Origin of the sequence: Thioclava sp. FR2 (genome assembly GCF_051200875.1) — a bacterium.
Taxonomy (GTDB): Bacteria; Pseudomonadota; Alphaproteobacteria; order Rhodobacterales; family Rhodobacteraceae; genus Pseudotabrizicola.
This window is the reverse complement of the sequence record NZ_CP195191.1, coordinates 2,767,702-2,781,515: the sequence shown is the minus strand read 5'-3', so window position 1 is coordinate 2,781,515 and position 13,814 is coordinate 2,767,702. Positions and strand designations below refer to the sequence as shown.

The 13,814-nt window shown below is 53.7% G+C and carries 16 protein-coding genes and 1 pseudogene; 3 read left to right on the top strand and 14 right to left on the bottom strand.

Annotation, left to right across the window (positions count from 1 at the left end; genetic code table 11):
- Nucleotides 1-54: 54 nt before the first annotated feature.
- The 10 genes and pseudogenes from ACSBLW_RS13495 to ACSBLW_RS13450 all read right to left on the bottom strand — a co-directional run bounded on the left by ACSBLW_RS13495 (nucleotide 55) and on the right by ACSBLW_RS13450 (nucleotide 8,773).
- Nucleotides 55-702 carry a YjbF family lipoprotein gene (locus tag ACSBLW_RS13495; RefSeq protein ID WP_435257134.1) on the bottom strand — a complete coding sequence of 216 codons (648 nt, stop codon included), beginning with the start codon at nucleotides 700-702 and terminating at the stop codon, nucleotides 55-57.
- Complete coding sequence (locus tag ACSBLW_RS13490) at nucleotides 699-2,912, bottom strand: YjbH domain-containing protein (RefSeq protein ID WP_435257133.1); 2,214 nt, start codon at nucleotides 2,910-2,912, stop codon at nucleotides 699-701. Before ACSBLW_RS13490 ends, ACSBLW_RS13495 begins: the two co-directional genes overlap by 4 nt.
- A 109-nt stretch (nucleotides 2,913-3,021) precedes the next feature.
- Nucleotides 3,022-4,578, bottom strand: coding sequence for a polysaccharide biosynthesis protein (locus ACSBLW_RS13485; protein WP_435257132.1), 1,557 nt, complete (start codon nucleotides 4,576-4,578; stop codon nucleotides 3,022-3,024).
- Between the two features lie 504 nt (nucleotides 4,579-5,082).
- Nucleotides 5,083-5,688 carry a sugar transferase gene (locus ACSBLW_RS13480; RefSeq protein WP_435257131.1) on the bottom strand — a complete coding sequence of 202 codons (606 nt, stop codon included), beginning with the start codon at nucleotides 5,686-5,688 and terminating at the stop codon, nucleotides 5,083-5,085.
- Complete coding sequence (locus ACSBLW_RS13475; RefSeq protein ID WP_435260161.1) at nucleotides 5,685-5,858, bottom strand: hypothetical protein; 174 nt, start codon at nucleotides 5,856-5,858, stop codon at nucleotides 5,685-5,687. Before ACSBLW_RS13475 ends, ACSBLW_RS13480 begins: the two co-directional genes overlap by 4 nt.
- A 210-nt stretch (nucleotides 5,859-6,068) precedes the next feature.
- A pseudogene (locus tag ACSBLW_RS13470) lies at nucleotides 6,069-6,485 on the bottom strand (NAD-dependent epimerase/dehydratase family protein); the annotation flags it as partial.
- Nucleotides 6,478-6,921 (bottom strand): MarR family winged helix-turn-helix transcriptional regulator, encoded by a 444-nt coding sequence (locus ACSBLW_RS13465; protein WP_435257130.1) that lies wholly within the window; start codon nucleotides 6,919-6,921, stop codon nucleotides 6,478-6,480. The gene ACSBLW_RS13465 and the pseudogene ACSBLW_RS13470, both read right to left, overlap by 8 nt.
- Nucleotides 6,918-7,748 (bottom strand): carbon-nitrogen hydrolase family protein, encoded by an 831-nt coding sequence (locus tag ACSBLW_RS13460; protein WP_435257129.1) that lies wholly within the window; start codon nucleotides 7,746-7,748, stop codon nucleotides 6,918-6,920. The genes ACSBLW_RS13465 and ACSBLW_RS13460 overlap by 4 nt, the downstream gene beginning before the upstream one ends.
- Nucleotides 7,748-8,005, bottom strand: a complete 258-nt coding sequence (gene grxC / locus ACSBLW_RS13455) for a glutaredoxin 3 (protein ID WP_435257128.1) — start codon at nucleotides 8,003-8,005, stop codon at nucleotides 7,748-7,750. The genes ACSBLW_RS13460 and grxC overlap by 1 nt, the downstream gene beginning before the upstream one ends.
- A 45-nt stretch (nucleotides 8,006-8,050) precedes the next feature.
- Nucleotides 8,051-8,773, bottom strand: a complete 723-nt coding sequence (locus ACSBLW_RS13450; protein WP_435257127.1) for a double zinc ribbon domain-containing protein — start codon at nucleotides 8,771-8,773, stop codon at nucleotides 8,051-8,053.
- 30 nt (nucleotides 8,774-8,803) lie between these two features.
- Between ACSBLW_RS13450 and ACSBLW_RS13445 the strand changes: the two genes are divergently transcribed.
- A complete protein-coding gene (locus tag ACSBLW_RS13445) occupies nucleotides 8,804-9,607 on the top strand; it encodes an SAM-dependent methyltransferase (RefSeq protein ID WP_435260116.1) in 804 nt (267 codons plus the stop codon).
- Between the two features lie 65 nt (nucleotides 9,608-9,672).
- Nucleotides 9,673-10,758, top strand: coding sequence for a ferrochelatase (gene hemH / locus ACSBLW_RS13440; RefSeq protein ID WP_435257126.1), 1,086 nt, complete (start codon nucleotides 9,673-9,675; stop codon nucleotides 10,756-10,758).
- A gap of 83 nt (nucleotides 10,759-10,841) precedes the next feature.
- Here the strand turns inward: hemH and ACSBLW_RS13435 are convergent, their stop codons facing one another.
- Nucleotides 10,842-11,018, bottom strand: a complete 177-nt coding sequence (locus tag ACSBLW_RS13435; RefSeq protein WP_435257125.1) for a hypothetical protein — start codon at nucleotides 11,016-11,018, stop codon at nucleotides 10,842-10,844.
- 146 nt (nucleotides 11,019-11,164) lie between these two features.
- Nucleotides 11,165-11,752, bottom strand: a complete 588-nt coding sequence (locus tag ACSBLW_RS13430; protein ID WP_435257124.1) for a L,D-transpeptidase — start codon at nucleotides 11,750-11,752, stop codon at nucleotides 11,165-11,167.
- A gap of 166 nt (nucleotides 11,753-11,918) precedes the next feature.
- Between ACSBLW_RS13430 and ACSBLW_RS13425 the strand changes: the two genes are divergently transcribed.
- The gene (locus ACSBLW_RS13425; RefSeq protein WP_435257123.1) at nucleotides 11,919-12,431 is read left to right on the top strand and encodes a CAP domain-containing protein; all 513 of its coding nucleotides are present in this window, start codon (nucleotides 11,919-11,921) and stop codon (nucleotides 12,429-12,431) included.
- A gap of 13 nt (nucleotides 12,432-12,444) precedes the next feature.
- Here ACSBLW_RS13425 and ACSBLW_RS13420 read toward each other — a convergent pair whose 3' ends face one another.
- Together ACSBLW_RS13420 and ACSBLW_RS13415 are read right to left on the bottom strand one after the other, a co-directional pair.
- A complete protein-coding gene (locus ACSBLW_RS13420; protein ID WP_435257122.1) occupies nucleotides 12,445-12,936 on the bottom strand; it encodes a L,D-transpeptidase family protein in 492 nt (163 codons plus the stop codon).
- A gap of 71 nt (nucleotides 12,937-13,007) precedes the next feature.
- Nucleotides 13,008-13,799: an ion transporter gene (locus tag ACSBLW_RS13415; protein ID WP_435257121.1), complete on the bottom strand. Its 792-nt coding sequence runs from the start codon at nucleotides 13,797-13,799 to the stop codon at nucleotides 13,008-13,010.
- Nucleotides 13,800-13,814 lie beyond the last annotated feature (15 nt).

Sequence of the window (13,814 nt, the reverse complement as noted above, 5' to 3'; positions counted from 1 at the left end):
TTGGTTCTCGATAGCATAAAGGATCGGAATGGAAAACAAAAAGCTGATCGACACTTATCCTCTCAGGTCTTCAATGACCACCGATCCAGCATTGGGACTAACCCACTGGCGAGACTTCCTTATCTTGCCTGCAGAATCGATCCAATACGAGTTGGTGACGCTTTGACCATCAAGCGAACAAGTTTCTTCGATCTCGGTCACGCTGTAAATTTTCTCAACGATTTCAATGCTCTTTGCTCCATTCGATCTTGCGGAACAGGTCAACACCAGCCGCCTGGTTTGATCTAGGCCGTTTAAATGAACATAGGAGCGGGCGTATGTTCCATCGGCGGAAACTTGCACATTTGGCCGCTGGCCGCTGGCCGACATGAGGTCATCGCCGAGTCCCCGCGTTGCAACAAGGACACCATTCCGAAGAGAAATCGTGACTTTGTCGACAGAACTCCAAGTCTCGACGCCTCCATTTTGCTCAATTTCTCCCACCAATGCCTGCTGATTACGCTCTTCAAGAGTGATCAGTTGGACGGGCGAAAGAATGTCCTGAAGCGCTGCGCGAGTCAGCCCGAGACCCCCGTCAGATTTCTGCGCTCTGATTGGCACAACCGCCTTGGCAACTTGCGCCATGGCGAAGGCGTCTGTGTCGTTGCCACAGGCGGAAAGAACTGTCGCTCCAGTAATGAGTGCAATGATCGCCTTTTTCATTTCCAGAAACGTCCCCACTGTTCGCTCAGGCCATCAGCGCGATATCCACGCACCGTTTCATAGAGACGACCGTCTACTTCCAACCTTTGACCGCCATCTCGTCCAAACGGCCTGATCAGGGTCGAGCGAACTTCACGGGTTTCCTTGCCAAGCAACACCGAGAACGGAACCTCAAGGGTGATCCCCTTGTCAAACGAGCCGCTGCCAAAGGCTGCAGCTGGCACATTGGTCTTGGTAATAAAGGCCCCCACTTTCCAGCCATTTTCAAACTCGCGCTTCAACGAGAATGTCGCGCCAACGTCACCGGCGAGGTAACGTCCAACGTCCAATTGTGCGTGGTAGCCACGGTCGAAGGCATAGTAACCACTGACATGCCCAGTCAGGACCTTGTAGCTGCCGGGACCTGTTTCGACGCCGGGGCCGTCTGTCTGATACATTGCAGAGGGCAAGTTGAACCCAAAGCGCTGATCAGGTGACCTTTGTGCGACGTAGTTGACCTCGGCCCCAATCGCCCATCTGCGATTAGTGGGCATCCAGAGCACTTCGGTTGAGACACCACCGAACATGCGTTCCAAATATCCCGCCGAGATGCGCCCATAAATCTCGGGCGCAAGCTTGTGGTAGTAGGTAACCGCAAGCGTTTCGATCGCAGGATCACCCAGAGAATCATAGAAATAGTTTGCCGATCGCACAGGCTGCAAAGTACGGGCCGGAATCGGCGGGCGGTCATCAAGGTTGCTGGCAACCAGTTTTGTGATCTTGCCGCTGACGATCAAACCCGGTGTAACTTCAAGTCGGCCGGACAACTGCAGACCAGCACCGATTTTGAAGGGTGAATTCTGGTCAAAGAGCCGAAGGCGTGCGTACGGGCTAAGCGCCCATTTGAACTTTGGATAGGTTTCGGTGTCCAGGGCAGCAGCGTTTTGGGCAGATCCGACCGAGACAATCTGCGTGCGGTTAAAGATTTCTTCTGATCCGTTGACCGCAAACTCGTATTTTTCCAGATCCGAGCGCTGGACGACCACTTTCGAAACAGCCATGCCATTCACAACCGGAACGATCTCAAACTGCTCAACAGATGCAGGCATCACACGCGCCATAGCGCGCGCCGTCCTGCCAATCACCTGCGCTTCGGCATCCGTCCCGTTATTGATGATCCGAACCTCGGCTGCACGACCGTCAAAGCTTATGGAACGAACTTCAATTCCGTCGTCGTCCAGGCGTTTAGAAAGATTGGCTCGCAAAATCTGGCCAGCATCGTTTTGAGTAACCCAATCCGTCGACCACGCATCGGGATCAGCGTTTCGACTCGGTCTGGGTCGAATGGGCGTTGGCGCAGAGACCACAAGATTGCCGCCCGGGCGAGCCTTTGGATTCAGCAGAAAGTGAGCAGCGACACCAACTTCGCTGCCATACATGTAATACCCACCGAAGCGGAAACTATCGCCTCTCTGATATTCGATCCCGAAATTATAGGGGCTTTTCCGCTTGAATGTCTGACGATAGCCGGCCTCATCAGAGTAGGAGTCAGACGAATATTCCGCTTTGAAAGTCCAGTTTTCGTTCAGTGCCCATTCAACACCGCCGAACGGAGCCGCTGGCCCGCGGAACCATTGATCATAGTTGAAATTACCGCCCGAGCCGGCAACAAGCGGTGGCCTGACACCGAGCGGAGATCCGATAGATCCGTAGCTACCCAAGCGTCCCCATCCCAACCCGCCAGTGACCTTAATGTCTGGTGTCACATGCTTGGTCGCGACAATGTATTCACCTGCCAGCACACCGGTTCCCACAAAATCCTGCAACCCGATTGCAACGGACGGCAGGTAGCGGCTTTCGTCAAGGAGTTGGTACTTTAGGTCAAACGAGCGGTCGTAATACGTCGTGAACTGATCTGTTCCAGTACAGCCGGGAAAGCACGGAAGGTTCTTGTTCCAGTCGCGGATTCCTAGAAAACGAAAGCTGCCTGACAGGCGTGGCGAGATCTGAAAGGTCAGTGTTGAACGACTGATCGGACCAAAATGCGATGTCGTTGCAGTCAAAGCCCCATCCGGCTGACTTTCACCCGAGGGCATGTCGATCAAACCGGCGGAACCATAAAGGTTAAGGCTTGGGCGCTGTTCTGCGAGTGCTAGGCCAGATACCACAACCAATCCTGCCACTGTCACAGTTGCAGCAAGCATTCGTTGGCTGGATGGAACAGCTTTCATATCGTACCCCGAAATTTTCGGCCATGATAAGGTCTATGGCGCGTTAGACAACTGGCATAACTAAACTGCGAAACCAGTAGGCCCGAAAAGCCACAGGCCCGCCGGATAATCAACCCTGTGCCGCTTGCTTGACCTGTTTCACGCGACGCTCGGCGTAACCTTCCACATAGGTCTCCATCACTTCGAAGGCCGCTTCAGTATTGCCGGTTGCCACAGCGCTTCTAAGTTCTCGAAGCGCAGAGGATACTTCAAGACTGGTGAGAGACCGCTCTCGAGCCCGAAGAATTTTTTCGTGAGGCGTGATCAACATCCCAGGCTCGATCAGCAACTCTTCATGCAGCTTCTCGCCGGGCCGTAGACCCGTTACAACAATCTCAATTTCGCCGTTGGGGTTGTCTTCGCTTTTCAAAGTACATCCGGCCGCCGAAATCATTCGTTCTGCAAGGTCACGAATTTTGATCGGCTGGCCCATATCCAAAACGAAAAGATCGCCAGACACATCGCGCCGGTTGTCAGACATGCCACCAGCAATCAGAACCAGTCTGGCCGCTTCGGAGATGGTCATGAAATAGCGGGTCACGTCTTCATGTGTCAGCGTAATGGGACCACCACGCGCAATCTGTTCTCGAAACAAAGGAACAACCGAACCTGAACTGCCAAGAACATTTCCAAACCGAACAATCGAGAAATCCGTATTCTCGGATTTCTGGGCCAAGTCCTGGACAACAAGTTCTGCAAGTCGCTTTGACGCGCCCATGACATTGGTTGGTCGAACAGCTTTATCCGTCGAGATGAGGATGAAGCGCTTTACCTCAAGATAAAGCGCAGCTTCGGCAACGGTTCGCGTTCCCAAGACATTGTTCACGATACCTGAAAGCGGATTGGCTTCGACAAGGGGCACGTGTTTATAGGCTGCGGCATGAAGGATCACGTCAATCTGATGCTGCGAACAGACAGCCCGCACCAAGCGATATTCGGTCACCGACCCAAGCACTGGAACAAATTCAATGGTTGCTGCTTCCGGTAGACCGCTCAGTTCCTTGTCTATCTGATAAAGCGCATGCTCGCTGACCTCGAACATCACGATCTTCCGCGGCTGATACTGCAACAACTGCCGACACAGCTCAGACCCCACAGACCCACCGGCGCCCGTAACCAGAATAGACTTGCCGCGATACGCACTCTCAGCTTCTGGATGGAGATCAATAACTGCGGGACGGTTAAGAAACTTACCTGGCGTTACGGGAACTAGGGTGTCAGCAAGAGTTTCGGTTCCAACCAATTGCGCGAAGGAAGGCAGGGAGTGAACGTCAAGACCGCGCTCCATCAGTTTCCTTGCGATCGCAGCCTGTCGCGCCTGCGACGCAGAAGGCATGGCAAGGAGAATACGATCAACATCGTGCTTCCTTACCAGTGCATCCAGCTTCTCTGGGCCGTGGACGCTGAGCCCGAGAATTGACATCCCCTGCAGCGCCGGGCTGTCGTCGATGAGCCCGACGACACGAATTCCATCATGACCGCGCAATGCAGTCGCAAGCTGAGATCCAGTTGTTCCAGCCCCATAAATCAGAACATTCCGCCTTGCGTGGCCAACGCTAAGAAACGCCAGCAAAAGGTGAAGCATCGTGAACCGGATCAACACCATCGAAATGACAAATGTCAGCATAAAGAAGGCAAGCGTCACGCTAGGCAGCGGCCAATTCAATGATGATGCTTGGACGTATAGGCCAGCAGTCGCTGCAACCCCGACGGCGCTAGACTTGAGCGCCCCTATCCCTTCATAAGATTTTAGCTTGATCTTGGGAATGCCCAACAACAACGCAACAATAACGGTCAAAGTCGAAATACAAGCGCTGTAGGCGCCAAGTATCACCGGATCTATCGACGTCAGAATGGCGGGTGCCGTAATCAGGAAGGCCAAAAGGAGCGTTATTGGCCCAAGCAAAACGTCGACAGCCAGAAGAATTCCTTGCTTTACAGGCCTCGTAAGGCCTTCAAATGCTCGGCGAAGCTTGATCAAAGCTATGATCACACTGGGCTCCTCGCCATCAATCGTTCAAACTGTGCGTCAAATTCGGCCAATCATTACCGCGATGGCATCAGGCTGTGGATAGTCCTCTGGGCGCAGCTTAACAATCAAAATCTGACTAACGTTGATGGTTGCGCCAAATTAATTGGCAACTTTCCGCACAGTTTTCAGCATCAGGGCAATGTCCAAACACAGATTTTGCTGTCGTGCATAAATCAGATCCAACCGCGCTTTTCGAGGAACACAGCAGCGCGCATAGACGTCGTCCGTCATTTCTGCCGTCAGGCACTTCGAAAGCAGGTGCTCTTCGTGGCGATGAAAATACAAAGTCGCCATACCGGTTATACCCGGTCTCGACTGAAGGACTTTGCCATAGATCTCCGGAAAGCGCTCAACATATTGCCGCAGCGGGGGCCGCGGACCCACAAAGCTCATGTCACCCTTCAGGACATTCCACAGCTGAGGGATTTCGTCAGCACGAAACTTCCGCAACATCTTTCCAACCGGAGTCACTCGACTGGCTTTATCGCCACCAGACACACCAGAGTCGCCACTTGTCACTGACATAGTTCGGAGCTTCCAAAGCAAAAAGCCCCGCGTAGGACTGCGCATCCGCTCAGAAACGTAAAACACCGGACGACCTTCGCGAAGCAGGAGGTAGATCACCAAAAGAGCAAAGGGCACGGCTAGGACCAAAATAAGAACTAGAGCCAAACTGATATCTAGGACGCGCTTTTCGAAAGTCATCGACTGACCCTTGCCTCGTTGGCTTCTGCAACCAATTGGTCCGCCGTTGCGGGCGGAACTGAACAGACCGATTCCAATCTGTCGGTCGAAAGTTCGACCCTCGGAATCACACCCGGCCGCTCTGGGCCATACTCCCATTCATGGCCAGAGGCGATGAGCAAATCAGCCATGGAAACTGGCGACGGTTGGGCGATGTTGATCACAGGAGGAAGGCAGTCGCCCTTTGGGGCCACTTCTAAGAGCTTGGATAAAGTCACCGCCAGTGTCTTTGGCCCGATATATGACCTAATTGGGCCGCCTGCTTGTCCATGGACACGATCTAAAACGGCGCGCTTGTTTGGAACCAATCCGCCCAACAAAGCGTCTATGCCCGCCACATTTCCCAGACGCAGAACCGTGGTCGTTGAACATGCGCTGCACGCAGCGGTCTCCGACTCAGCCTTTGATTGCCCATAAGCGGTGACTGGTGACAGAGCGTCCGTCTCCAACATCTGTCCCGGACCACCAGAGTACACTGAGGCCGAGGACATGTAGAGATGAGCGGCTCCTGCTCCATTGGCCCATTCCGCAACCCTTGAAGCAAGCCGCCGGTTTATGGAAACGTCGCCTCGAATATTTCCAGCAAGGTCAAGTACAGTATCGTCTCGGCTCAATGCGGGCGCGGGTTCGGTTAGAATATCCCAGTCGGATCTTGCGAGGAAAATCGGATCAAAGATCGTGCTCTCTGCCCATTCTCGCTGAAGGAGACGGCCTATCCGACCCGCACCACCCGTTATGACGACGCGGCGCTTAACCATCGCCTTCCAGCCGCGTTCGCATCTCGCGCAAAACTGGAAGCAGGGCCCGCACTTTCTCTGCACCCAAAGCCTGGACAACTTCTGCAATAAGCGGAGCAACAGCCTGTACCGCCGCATCGCGGGCAGCCCGCCCAGAAGGGCTTATCGCGACGAATTTTTGCCGTGCATCATCCCAATCGGGGCGAATGTGAATGTGACCTGCCCATTCCAGTTTGTTGAGGGTATTTGTCATCGCGCCACGCGTAACGTGGAATGAGCGTGCGAGCTGGGCCGGAGTGCGCTCATCGCTGATACGAGCAAGGTGATTCAGTACACCAAAGTGCGAAATTTCCATTCCTTTAGGAAGAACTTTGGAAATTCGATTCCTCGCCAACTGGTCCGCCATAAAGAGCTCGCCAAAAAGCGTGATGGCAATGTCTTCGGTCCTGTCCATCATGGGCCCTCGAACGATCGATCGTGTTTGAGGGATGGCACCCGCCGTCTTGCATCAGCCACGCGTGACAAGTCCAGATCAACAATTGTGACGCCGCTTTCGGTTCCCCCGTCAGCGAGAACCTCTCCCCAGGGCGCTATGGCCAAAGAATGACCATGTGTCCGTCTGCCCTTCCCGTGGCTCTCTGGATGGAAGCCGGTTTGTGCAGGAGCCAATACAAAGCAGCCGGTTTCAATTGCGCGCGCACGCAGAAGCGTTTCCCAGTGAGCAGCGCCTGTAACGTGATTAAAGGCTGCCGGGACCGAAAGAATGTCAGCCCCCGCCTTTGCCAAGACGCGATAGAGATATGGGAAGCGAACATCATAACAGACAGTCATGCCAAGGCGAACGCCGTCCACATCCGCTAATACAGCCTTTGCACCGGGGCGATATCCGGAAGATTCTCGATAGATTTCAGTTTCAGAGACATTCACGTCAAACATGTGAATCTTGTCATACCGCGCTTGGATGTCCCCGCTTGGTCCGATCAGAATCGATCTGTTGGCAAAGCGACCATCCGGATCGTGAGTCAGGACGCCCAAAGAACCCACAAGCAACCAGATGCCTAGATCTGCGGCCTGCCGTCTAAGTGCGGCAAGGGTCGGATCGTCGGATTCTTGGTAGAAAACGGCACGTTGATGATCACGGCTCGACGAAAGCGCGTTCGTGCATTCTGGCGTCAGCACAAAGCTGGCGCCTTTGCCAGCTGCGTCTCGGACAAACTCCATTGTCTGCGGAAGGTTTGCCGCAGGATCGTCTGTCACCGTAAGTTGAACTAAGCCTGCGCGCATCAGCTTGCCAACATACGATCCAACATCTTTTCGGCATCAAGTACATGCAAATCATCGCACCCACCAACATGGACGTCGCCAATAAAGATCTGAGGAACGGTTCTTCTGCCCCCGGCGCGTTCTGTCATAGCCATCCGCAGTTTCGGGTCGGCACTGACATCAATTTCCTTGAAATCAACGCCTTTCTTACGCAGCAAGCCCTTTGCCGCATGACAATAGGGGCAGAAGGGAGTTGTGTAGATTTCTACAGCTTTCATCAGACCGATCCTTAAAGCCCACTTTCCGCGTGGAACTATAAGGATTTAGGCATCCTTCGCAACGCGTGACAGAGCCAAAACAGATACCCGGCTTGCGCCAACTGCAAGGCAGGACTCCGCCGCCGCTGCAAAGGTCGCCCCGGAAGTCATCACGTCATCTATCAAGAGGACATGCCTGCCAGTGATCCCGCCGGCTTGCCGACGATTTACCCGGATTGCTCCCTGGAGATTCCGAAACCGTTCGTCCCGGGTTCGACCTTCTTGGCTTTCGGTGCGCCTAGTACGGACCAATAGATCAGGCACAACTACAATGCCCGCGACCCGTCCAAGCTCGCTAGCAAGAAGTGCAGATTGATTGTACTGCCGCCGCAAAAGTCGTGACCAATGCAGAGGAATCGGCGCGATCACCGTGTCTTCATCGATCAGTGTTTGTGCAGAGCGTGCAAGCCAAGCACCCGCAGGTCTTGCAAGATCTACCCGATCTCCATGTTTCAGTTGAAGAACCAGATCACGACCGCGGTCGCGATATAGCATCACAGCCCGGCCTTTATGCCACGGCCGCGCGACACGAAGGCAATCGTCGCAGTGCACAGATTGACCATCGTCTTGGCCAGGAAGTGGAACGCCGCAAAGATCACAAACCAAGCCTGTGATAAAAGGCGTATCTCGCCAGCACGAGCCACAAAGGCCGAAATCTATCGACACGCGAGCATCACAGCAAATGCACTGCGGGGGATAGATTACTTTCAGCAGCGCTTGCATTCCCACAGCCGCCCCCTCATTTTCCCAGCCATGCAAATACCACCAAGACTGACCGACAGTTCCGCACTTAAGATTCACCGCAATCGCGCCAGCGAAACTTTTCTACATGTGGAGGTTGCAGACGAAGTTCAGGAAAGGCTGACCGAAGTTAACAGACGGTTTACGGACCCGGTTGTAATTACACCTTTTCCGCAGGTCTGGGGAAATTTCGGCAAGGTAATTGATGACGAAGAGATATTGAACATCTCTCCTGCTTCGCATGATCTGGCGATTCACGTCTTGGCACTCCATTGGGCAAACGACCCGGTCGGCCAAATGGTTCAATGTCGTCGCGCGCTCAGGCCGGATGGTTTGTTCATGGCATTCCTTTTCGGCGGTCAGACACTATGGGAGTTGCGGGCCTGCCTCGCTCAGGCCGAAACAAACGTCACAGGCGGACTTTCTCCACGCGTCCTACCTATGGGAGAGATTCGAGACCTTGGCGGGCTTCTTCAACGAGCAGGCTTTTCACTTCCAGTCGCTGATAGCTTTACGAAAACGGTGCGGTATCGTGATGCATTTCATCTGATGCATGACATCCGCGCTATGGGCGAAGGGAATGCCCTAGCTGATCGCCTCCGTCGACCGACCCGGCGCGACGTTTTCGTAGAAGCCGCTAAGCTCTACAACGATCAATTCGCCGACTCCGAGGGCCGCATTCCAGCAACCTTCGAGATCATATGTTTGACCGGCTGGGCCCCAGACCCGAGCCAACAGCAACCCTTGCGACCCGGATCAGCAAAACAAAGGCTGGCGGACGTCTTAAAATCTTTTGACCCTCCTACTGATTCGACAAAGTAGAGTGGTTGACCTGATGCCCTTTGCGGTTATGTCGGGCGTAAGTCGATAAACAGAAGGGAAGTGCCATGCTGGACTCACAAGCCGGAACTGTCGTCAAGCCCGGCGAGGGTCGGCTGGCCCATGCGCCAGCAGATCACCCATCGGTGAAGCGCGCGAAGATCGGTGTCTTGTTGGCCAATTTGGGCACACCTGACAATTACGACTATTGGTCAATGCGGCGCTATTTGAGTGAGTTCCTATCGGATAAACGTGTGATCGACTATCCGTCATGGAAATGGCAACCGCTTCTCCAGCTGATCATTCTGACAAAACGCCCCTTCAGCAGCGGTGCAAATTACAAGCTGATCTGGAATCACGAGCTTAATGAAAGCCCGTTGATGACGATTACGAAAGCGCAAACCTCGAAGATCGCCGAAGCTCTTTCAGCCCTTTATGATGGGGAGATCATGGTTGATTTCTGTATGCGCTACGGAAACCCGTCAACCGAGTCCAAAGTGCGCGAGATGGTCAAAGCTGGTTGCGAAAAGATCCTCTTCTTTCCGCTCTATCCCCATTATGCGGGCGCAACATCTGCTACGGCAAACGACCAATTCTTTAGGGCACTGATGAAAGAGACACGGCAACCAGCTGCCCGAACCGTTGCCGAATATTTTGACCATCCAAAATACATCGAGGCATTGGCGACTTCTGTCGAGGCAGTCTATAGAACCTTGCCGGTGAAGCCCGACGTTCTCGTCGCGAGTTATCACGGAATGCCAAAGCGTTACCTGATGTCCGGCGATCCCTACCACTGCCAATGCGCAAAGACTTCGCGGCTTCTTCGAGAACGCCTTGGATGGGATAAAGGAGCAATCGACACGACATTCCAATCGGTGTTCGGACCCGAAGAGTGGCTAAAGCCTTACACCGTCGAGCATGTCGCCGAGCTGGCAAAAAAGGGAAAGAAGAACATAGCAGTCATCGCGCCGGCATTTTCGGCGGATTGCATCGAGACTCTTGAAGAAATCAATGGAGAAATTCGGGAGTCATTTGAACATGCCGGTGGCGAAACCTTCACCTACATTCCCTGCCTTAATGACGACAGGCTTCATATCGACGCTTTGGTGTCGATCATCGAAGAGAATCTATTGGGTTGGATCGCGCGAACGTAGCCTAGAGCCGGCGACCAAAATGCGAAAAAGAAAAAGACGGCAGATCGCTCTGCCGTCTTTTCCTTCAGAAGCTTAACGTCTGATTACGATGCAGCAGCAGCGATCAGAAGCAGCAGCAGCAGCGGAACGATGACACCGCCAGCCGACGACGAGGTCGCGGCTTCAACGATTTCCGGTTCCATAACAGGTTCTGCCATGCCGCCAGCGAAAGCGGTGGTAGCGGCAACCGTCAGCACGGCGGCGAGCGCAAGTTTCTTCATGTTAACCTCCAGTTATCGCATACCGCCGAATATTGCAGAGGCGACGGCATGCACCCAAGACTATACCTCGTACCTCTTCATAATCAGCTTCACAGGGCTTTTGCAATCTGGCAAGTGTTGAGGGAGGTTGCTAGGCAGACTTGTCGTCAAATTAGCAACACCTGCGTACCAACTTGGGCATATCCAAAAAGCTCTTGAATGTGCTCGTTATAAAGCCCCACGCAGCCGTTCGATGATTTACGACCAATCTTGCGCGTATCATGGGTGCCGTGAATCCGATAATAGGTCCAAGACAAATAAAGAGCGTGTGTTCCAAGTGGGTTATCTGGGGCGCCGCCTTCGACAACATCAGGCCATTCCGGATTTCTTTCTTTCATCGACGGCGTCGGACGCCATGGCGGCGCAACAACCTTTTGGACAACTTCTGTACGACCACGGCGCGTCAACTCCTCTGAAAGGGGGACTGACGTGGGGAACAGTCGATAGATGCTCTGATCTTCCGACCAGTAATGGAGCGCGCGGGAAGTGATGTCGACCAGAATGGCCCCTTTGCGCGTGTCCGTGAAATAGTCGCTCCATTTCAACATTCGAAAACTTGAAATGTTGTTCCGAACGCTTCCACCGTTCGTTTCATCCTGTGCCCATGCCGGAAGCAACCCGGCACCAAGGCCTGCAGCTGCAGAACCCAAGAACAGGCGGCGGTTGAATGGCTTTTGTGCTCTGACGCTCACCATACGTCTCCTCAATCGTCTTTTTTCGCCCCGTGCATACTCCTCCCGGCGAAAACCCGCAAATCAAACGACTGTGGGGTGGCAAAGACTCGCAGAGTCGGGTTTGAAAAGCCTCGGTCTATTCGATAAGACCCGAGTGAATTGTGACGGCCTTGGAAGGCGACAGAGAATGAACAGAAGAACAGTGCTTGTGTTGGGTGCCTCCGCTTTCCTCGCGGCTTGTGCAACCACTGCCAGTGTGCAGGTCGATGCGGATGGAAATCCGCTTCCACAAGTCTACAAGATCAAACCTGGACAGGAGAACGAAATCTCGTTCCGACTTCTGGACTCGGTTAACTCCCTTCGTCGTGCCCAGGGCGCACCGCAGCTTACTTTCAACGCCGCGCTTAACGCAGCTGCTGCGACGCATTCCCGCGATATGGCCGTTCAAAACAGGCCATGGCACTTTGGTTCGGACGGATCATCGCCCCTCGTTCGAGTTCAGCGGGTGGGATACAGCGGAACCCTTATGGGAGAGCTGATTTCTGAGACATTTGAGACGGAGCTGGTCACGCTTGCCGCTTGGATGCGCCAAGCAGATACCCGCGCCGTCCTATTGGACCCTGCCGCCCGCGAAATGGGTTTTGCGTGGTACCAGGAACCAAGTGGAAAGATTTGGTGGACCTTGGTGACCGGGGGATAATCCCCGGTCATTTTCAGGGCAGGATGTGAACGGACGTGCCGTCCTTGATCATCGCATAGACCCACTCGATTTCCTTATCCTTCACGGCGATGCAGCCAGCCGTCCAGTCGGCCCTCTTGATGGGCCGATTGGACCACCCGTGGATAAAGATATCGCCGCCCGGGCTTTTTCCCTTAGAGGCTGCAAAAGCGCGGTCAGCATTGTTCGGATACGAAATTCCAAGAGACAAATGGAATTCAGAATTCGGATTGCGCCTGTTGATGAAGTAGGTGCCCTCTGGTGTCTTCCCATCGCCTTCAAACTGCTTGTGGCCCTCTGGCGCAAAACCAAGCGCAATGTCGTATGTTTTCAGAACTTTGCCATGATGCAAGAGGTACATCTTACGCTCTGATTTATGAACCTGAACTGAGGTAACTTCAGGCCCTGTGTAGGTCTTGAACTTTGACCCGCAAGCCGAGAGGCCGACAACCACGACCGCCATCAGAAGGAAATTTACGAAACGCATCTTGGCTGCCCGCTATATTTTCTCAGGGGCTTTATCGAAACTTCGATGATTTGCCTAGCGGGGCAAACGGATCATTCACTCACGGATTTGTTATCTGAAAGCCTGCTCAGACGCGCTTCGATTGCGGCTAACCTTTCAAGAACCTCCGAGCGGTAAGCGTCCGTTCTTTGGCTGTCTTCTTCGGAATGGGCCTCTTGCATTGAATTAACAATCAGGCCGACCAGCAGGTTCACAACGGCGAAAGTTGTGATCATGATAAAGGGCACAAAGAAGGCCCAAGCGTAGGGATATGCTTCCATCACGGGTCGCACGATCCCCATTGACCAGCTTTCCAGTGTCATGACCTGGAACAAAGTGTAGGCAGAATTTCCCAAATCTCCGAACCATTCTGGGAAACTGGCGGAAAACAACTTTGTCGAGATAACCGCACCGATGTAGAAAATTATCGCCATAAGCAGAAAAACGGAGCCCATGCCCGGGAGGGCAGTGACAAATCCTTCAACCACCCGTCGCAATCTTGGGGCCACAGAAACAACCCGCAATACCCGCAAGATGCGCAATGCACGCAAGACCGACAGCCCCTGCGCGGCGGGAATCAGAGCAATGCCAACAATCACGAAATCAAAGACGTTCCAGCCGGACCGAAAAAAACCGAAGCCGCGGACGTAAAACTTGAGCAATATCTCCATTACAAAGACCGAAAGACAAATTACATCCAGCGCAACGACCAAAGGACCAACGCGATCCATTACGGCCGGAACGGTCTCAAGGCCCAAGATCACCGCATTAAACAGGATCACACCAATGATCAGATTGCGGACAGTTTGACTGTCCAACCATGCCCCAATCTTCTCACGCGTCATCCCGCCCTCACTTGC

Coding starts and splice junctions, on each gene's coding strand:
- ACSBLW_RS13460 (WP_435257129.1), bottom strand. CDS start 7,748: ATGCGCGCAGGCTTAGTTCAACTTACGGTGACAGACGATCCTGCGGCA.
- ACSBLW_RS13485 (WP_435257132.1), bottom strand. CDS start 4,578: ATGCTGACATTTGTCATTTCGATGGTGTTGATCCGGTTCACGATGCTT.
- ACSBLW_RS13415 (WP_435257121.1), bottom strand. CDS start 13,799: ATGACGCGTGAGAAGATTGGGGCATGGTTGGACAGTCAAACTGTCCGC.
- ACSBLW_RS13430 (WP_435257124.1), bottom strand. CDS start 11,752: ATGGTGAGCGTCAGAGCACAAAAGCCATTCAACCGCCGCCTGTTCTTG.
- ACSBLW_RS13495 (WP_435257134.1), bottom strand. CDS start 702: ATGAAAAAGGCGATCATTGCACTCATTACTGGAGCGACAGTTCTTTCC.
- ACSBLW_RS13475 (WP_435260161.1), bottom strand. CDS start 5,858: ATGGCTGATTTGCTCATCGCCTCTGGCCATGAATGGGAGTATGGCCCA.
- ACSBLW_RS13435 (WP_435257125.1), bottom strand. CDS start 11,018: ATGAAGAAACTTGCGCTCGCCGCCGTGCTGACGGTTGCCGCTACCACC.
- ACSBLW_RS13465 (WP_435257130.1), bottom strand. CDS start 6,921: ATGATGGACAGGACCGAAGACATTGCCATCACGCTTTTTGGCGAGCTC.
- hemH (WP_435257126.1), top strand. CDS start 9,673: ATGCTGGACTCACAAGCCGGAACTGTCGTCAAGCCCGGCGAGGGTCGG.
- ACSBLW_RS13480 (WP_435257131.1), bottom strand. CDS start 5,688: ATGACTTTCGAAAAGCGCGTCCTAGATATCAGTTTGGCTCTAGTTCTT.
- grxC (WP_435257128.1), bottom strand. CDS start 8,005: ATGAAAGCTGTAGAAATCTACACAACTCCCTTCTGCCCCTATTGTCAT.
- ACSBLW_RS13425 (WP_435257123.1), top strand. CDS start 11,919: ATGAACAGAAGAACAGTGCTTGTGTTGGGTGCCTCCGCTTTCCTCGCG.
- ACSBLW_RS13490 (WP_435257133.1), bottom strand. CDS start 2,912: ATGAAAGCTGTTCCATCCAGCCAACGAATGCTTGCTGCAACTGTGACA.
- ACSBLW_RS13420 (WP_435257122.1), bottom strand. CDS start 12,936: ATGCGTTTCGTAAATTTCCTTCTGATGGCGGTCGTGGTTGTCGGCCTC.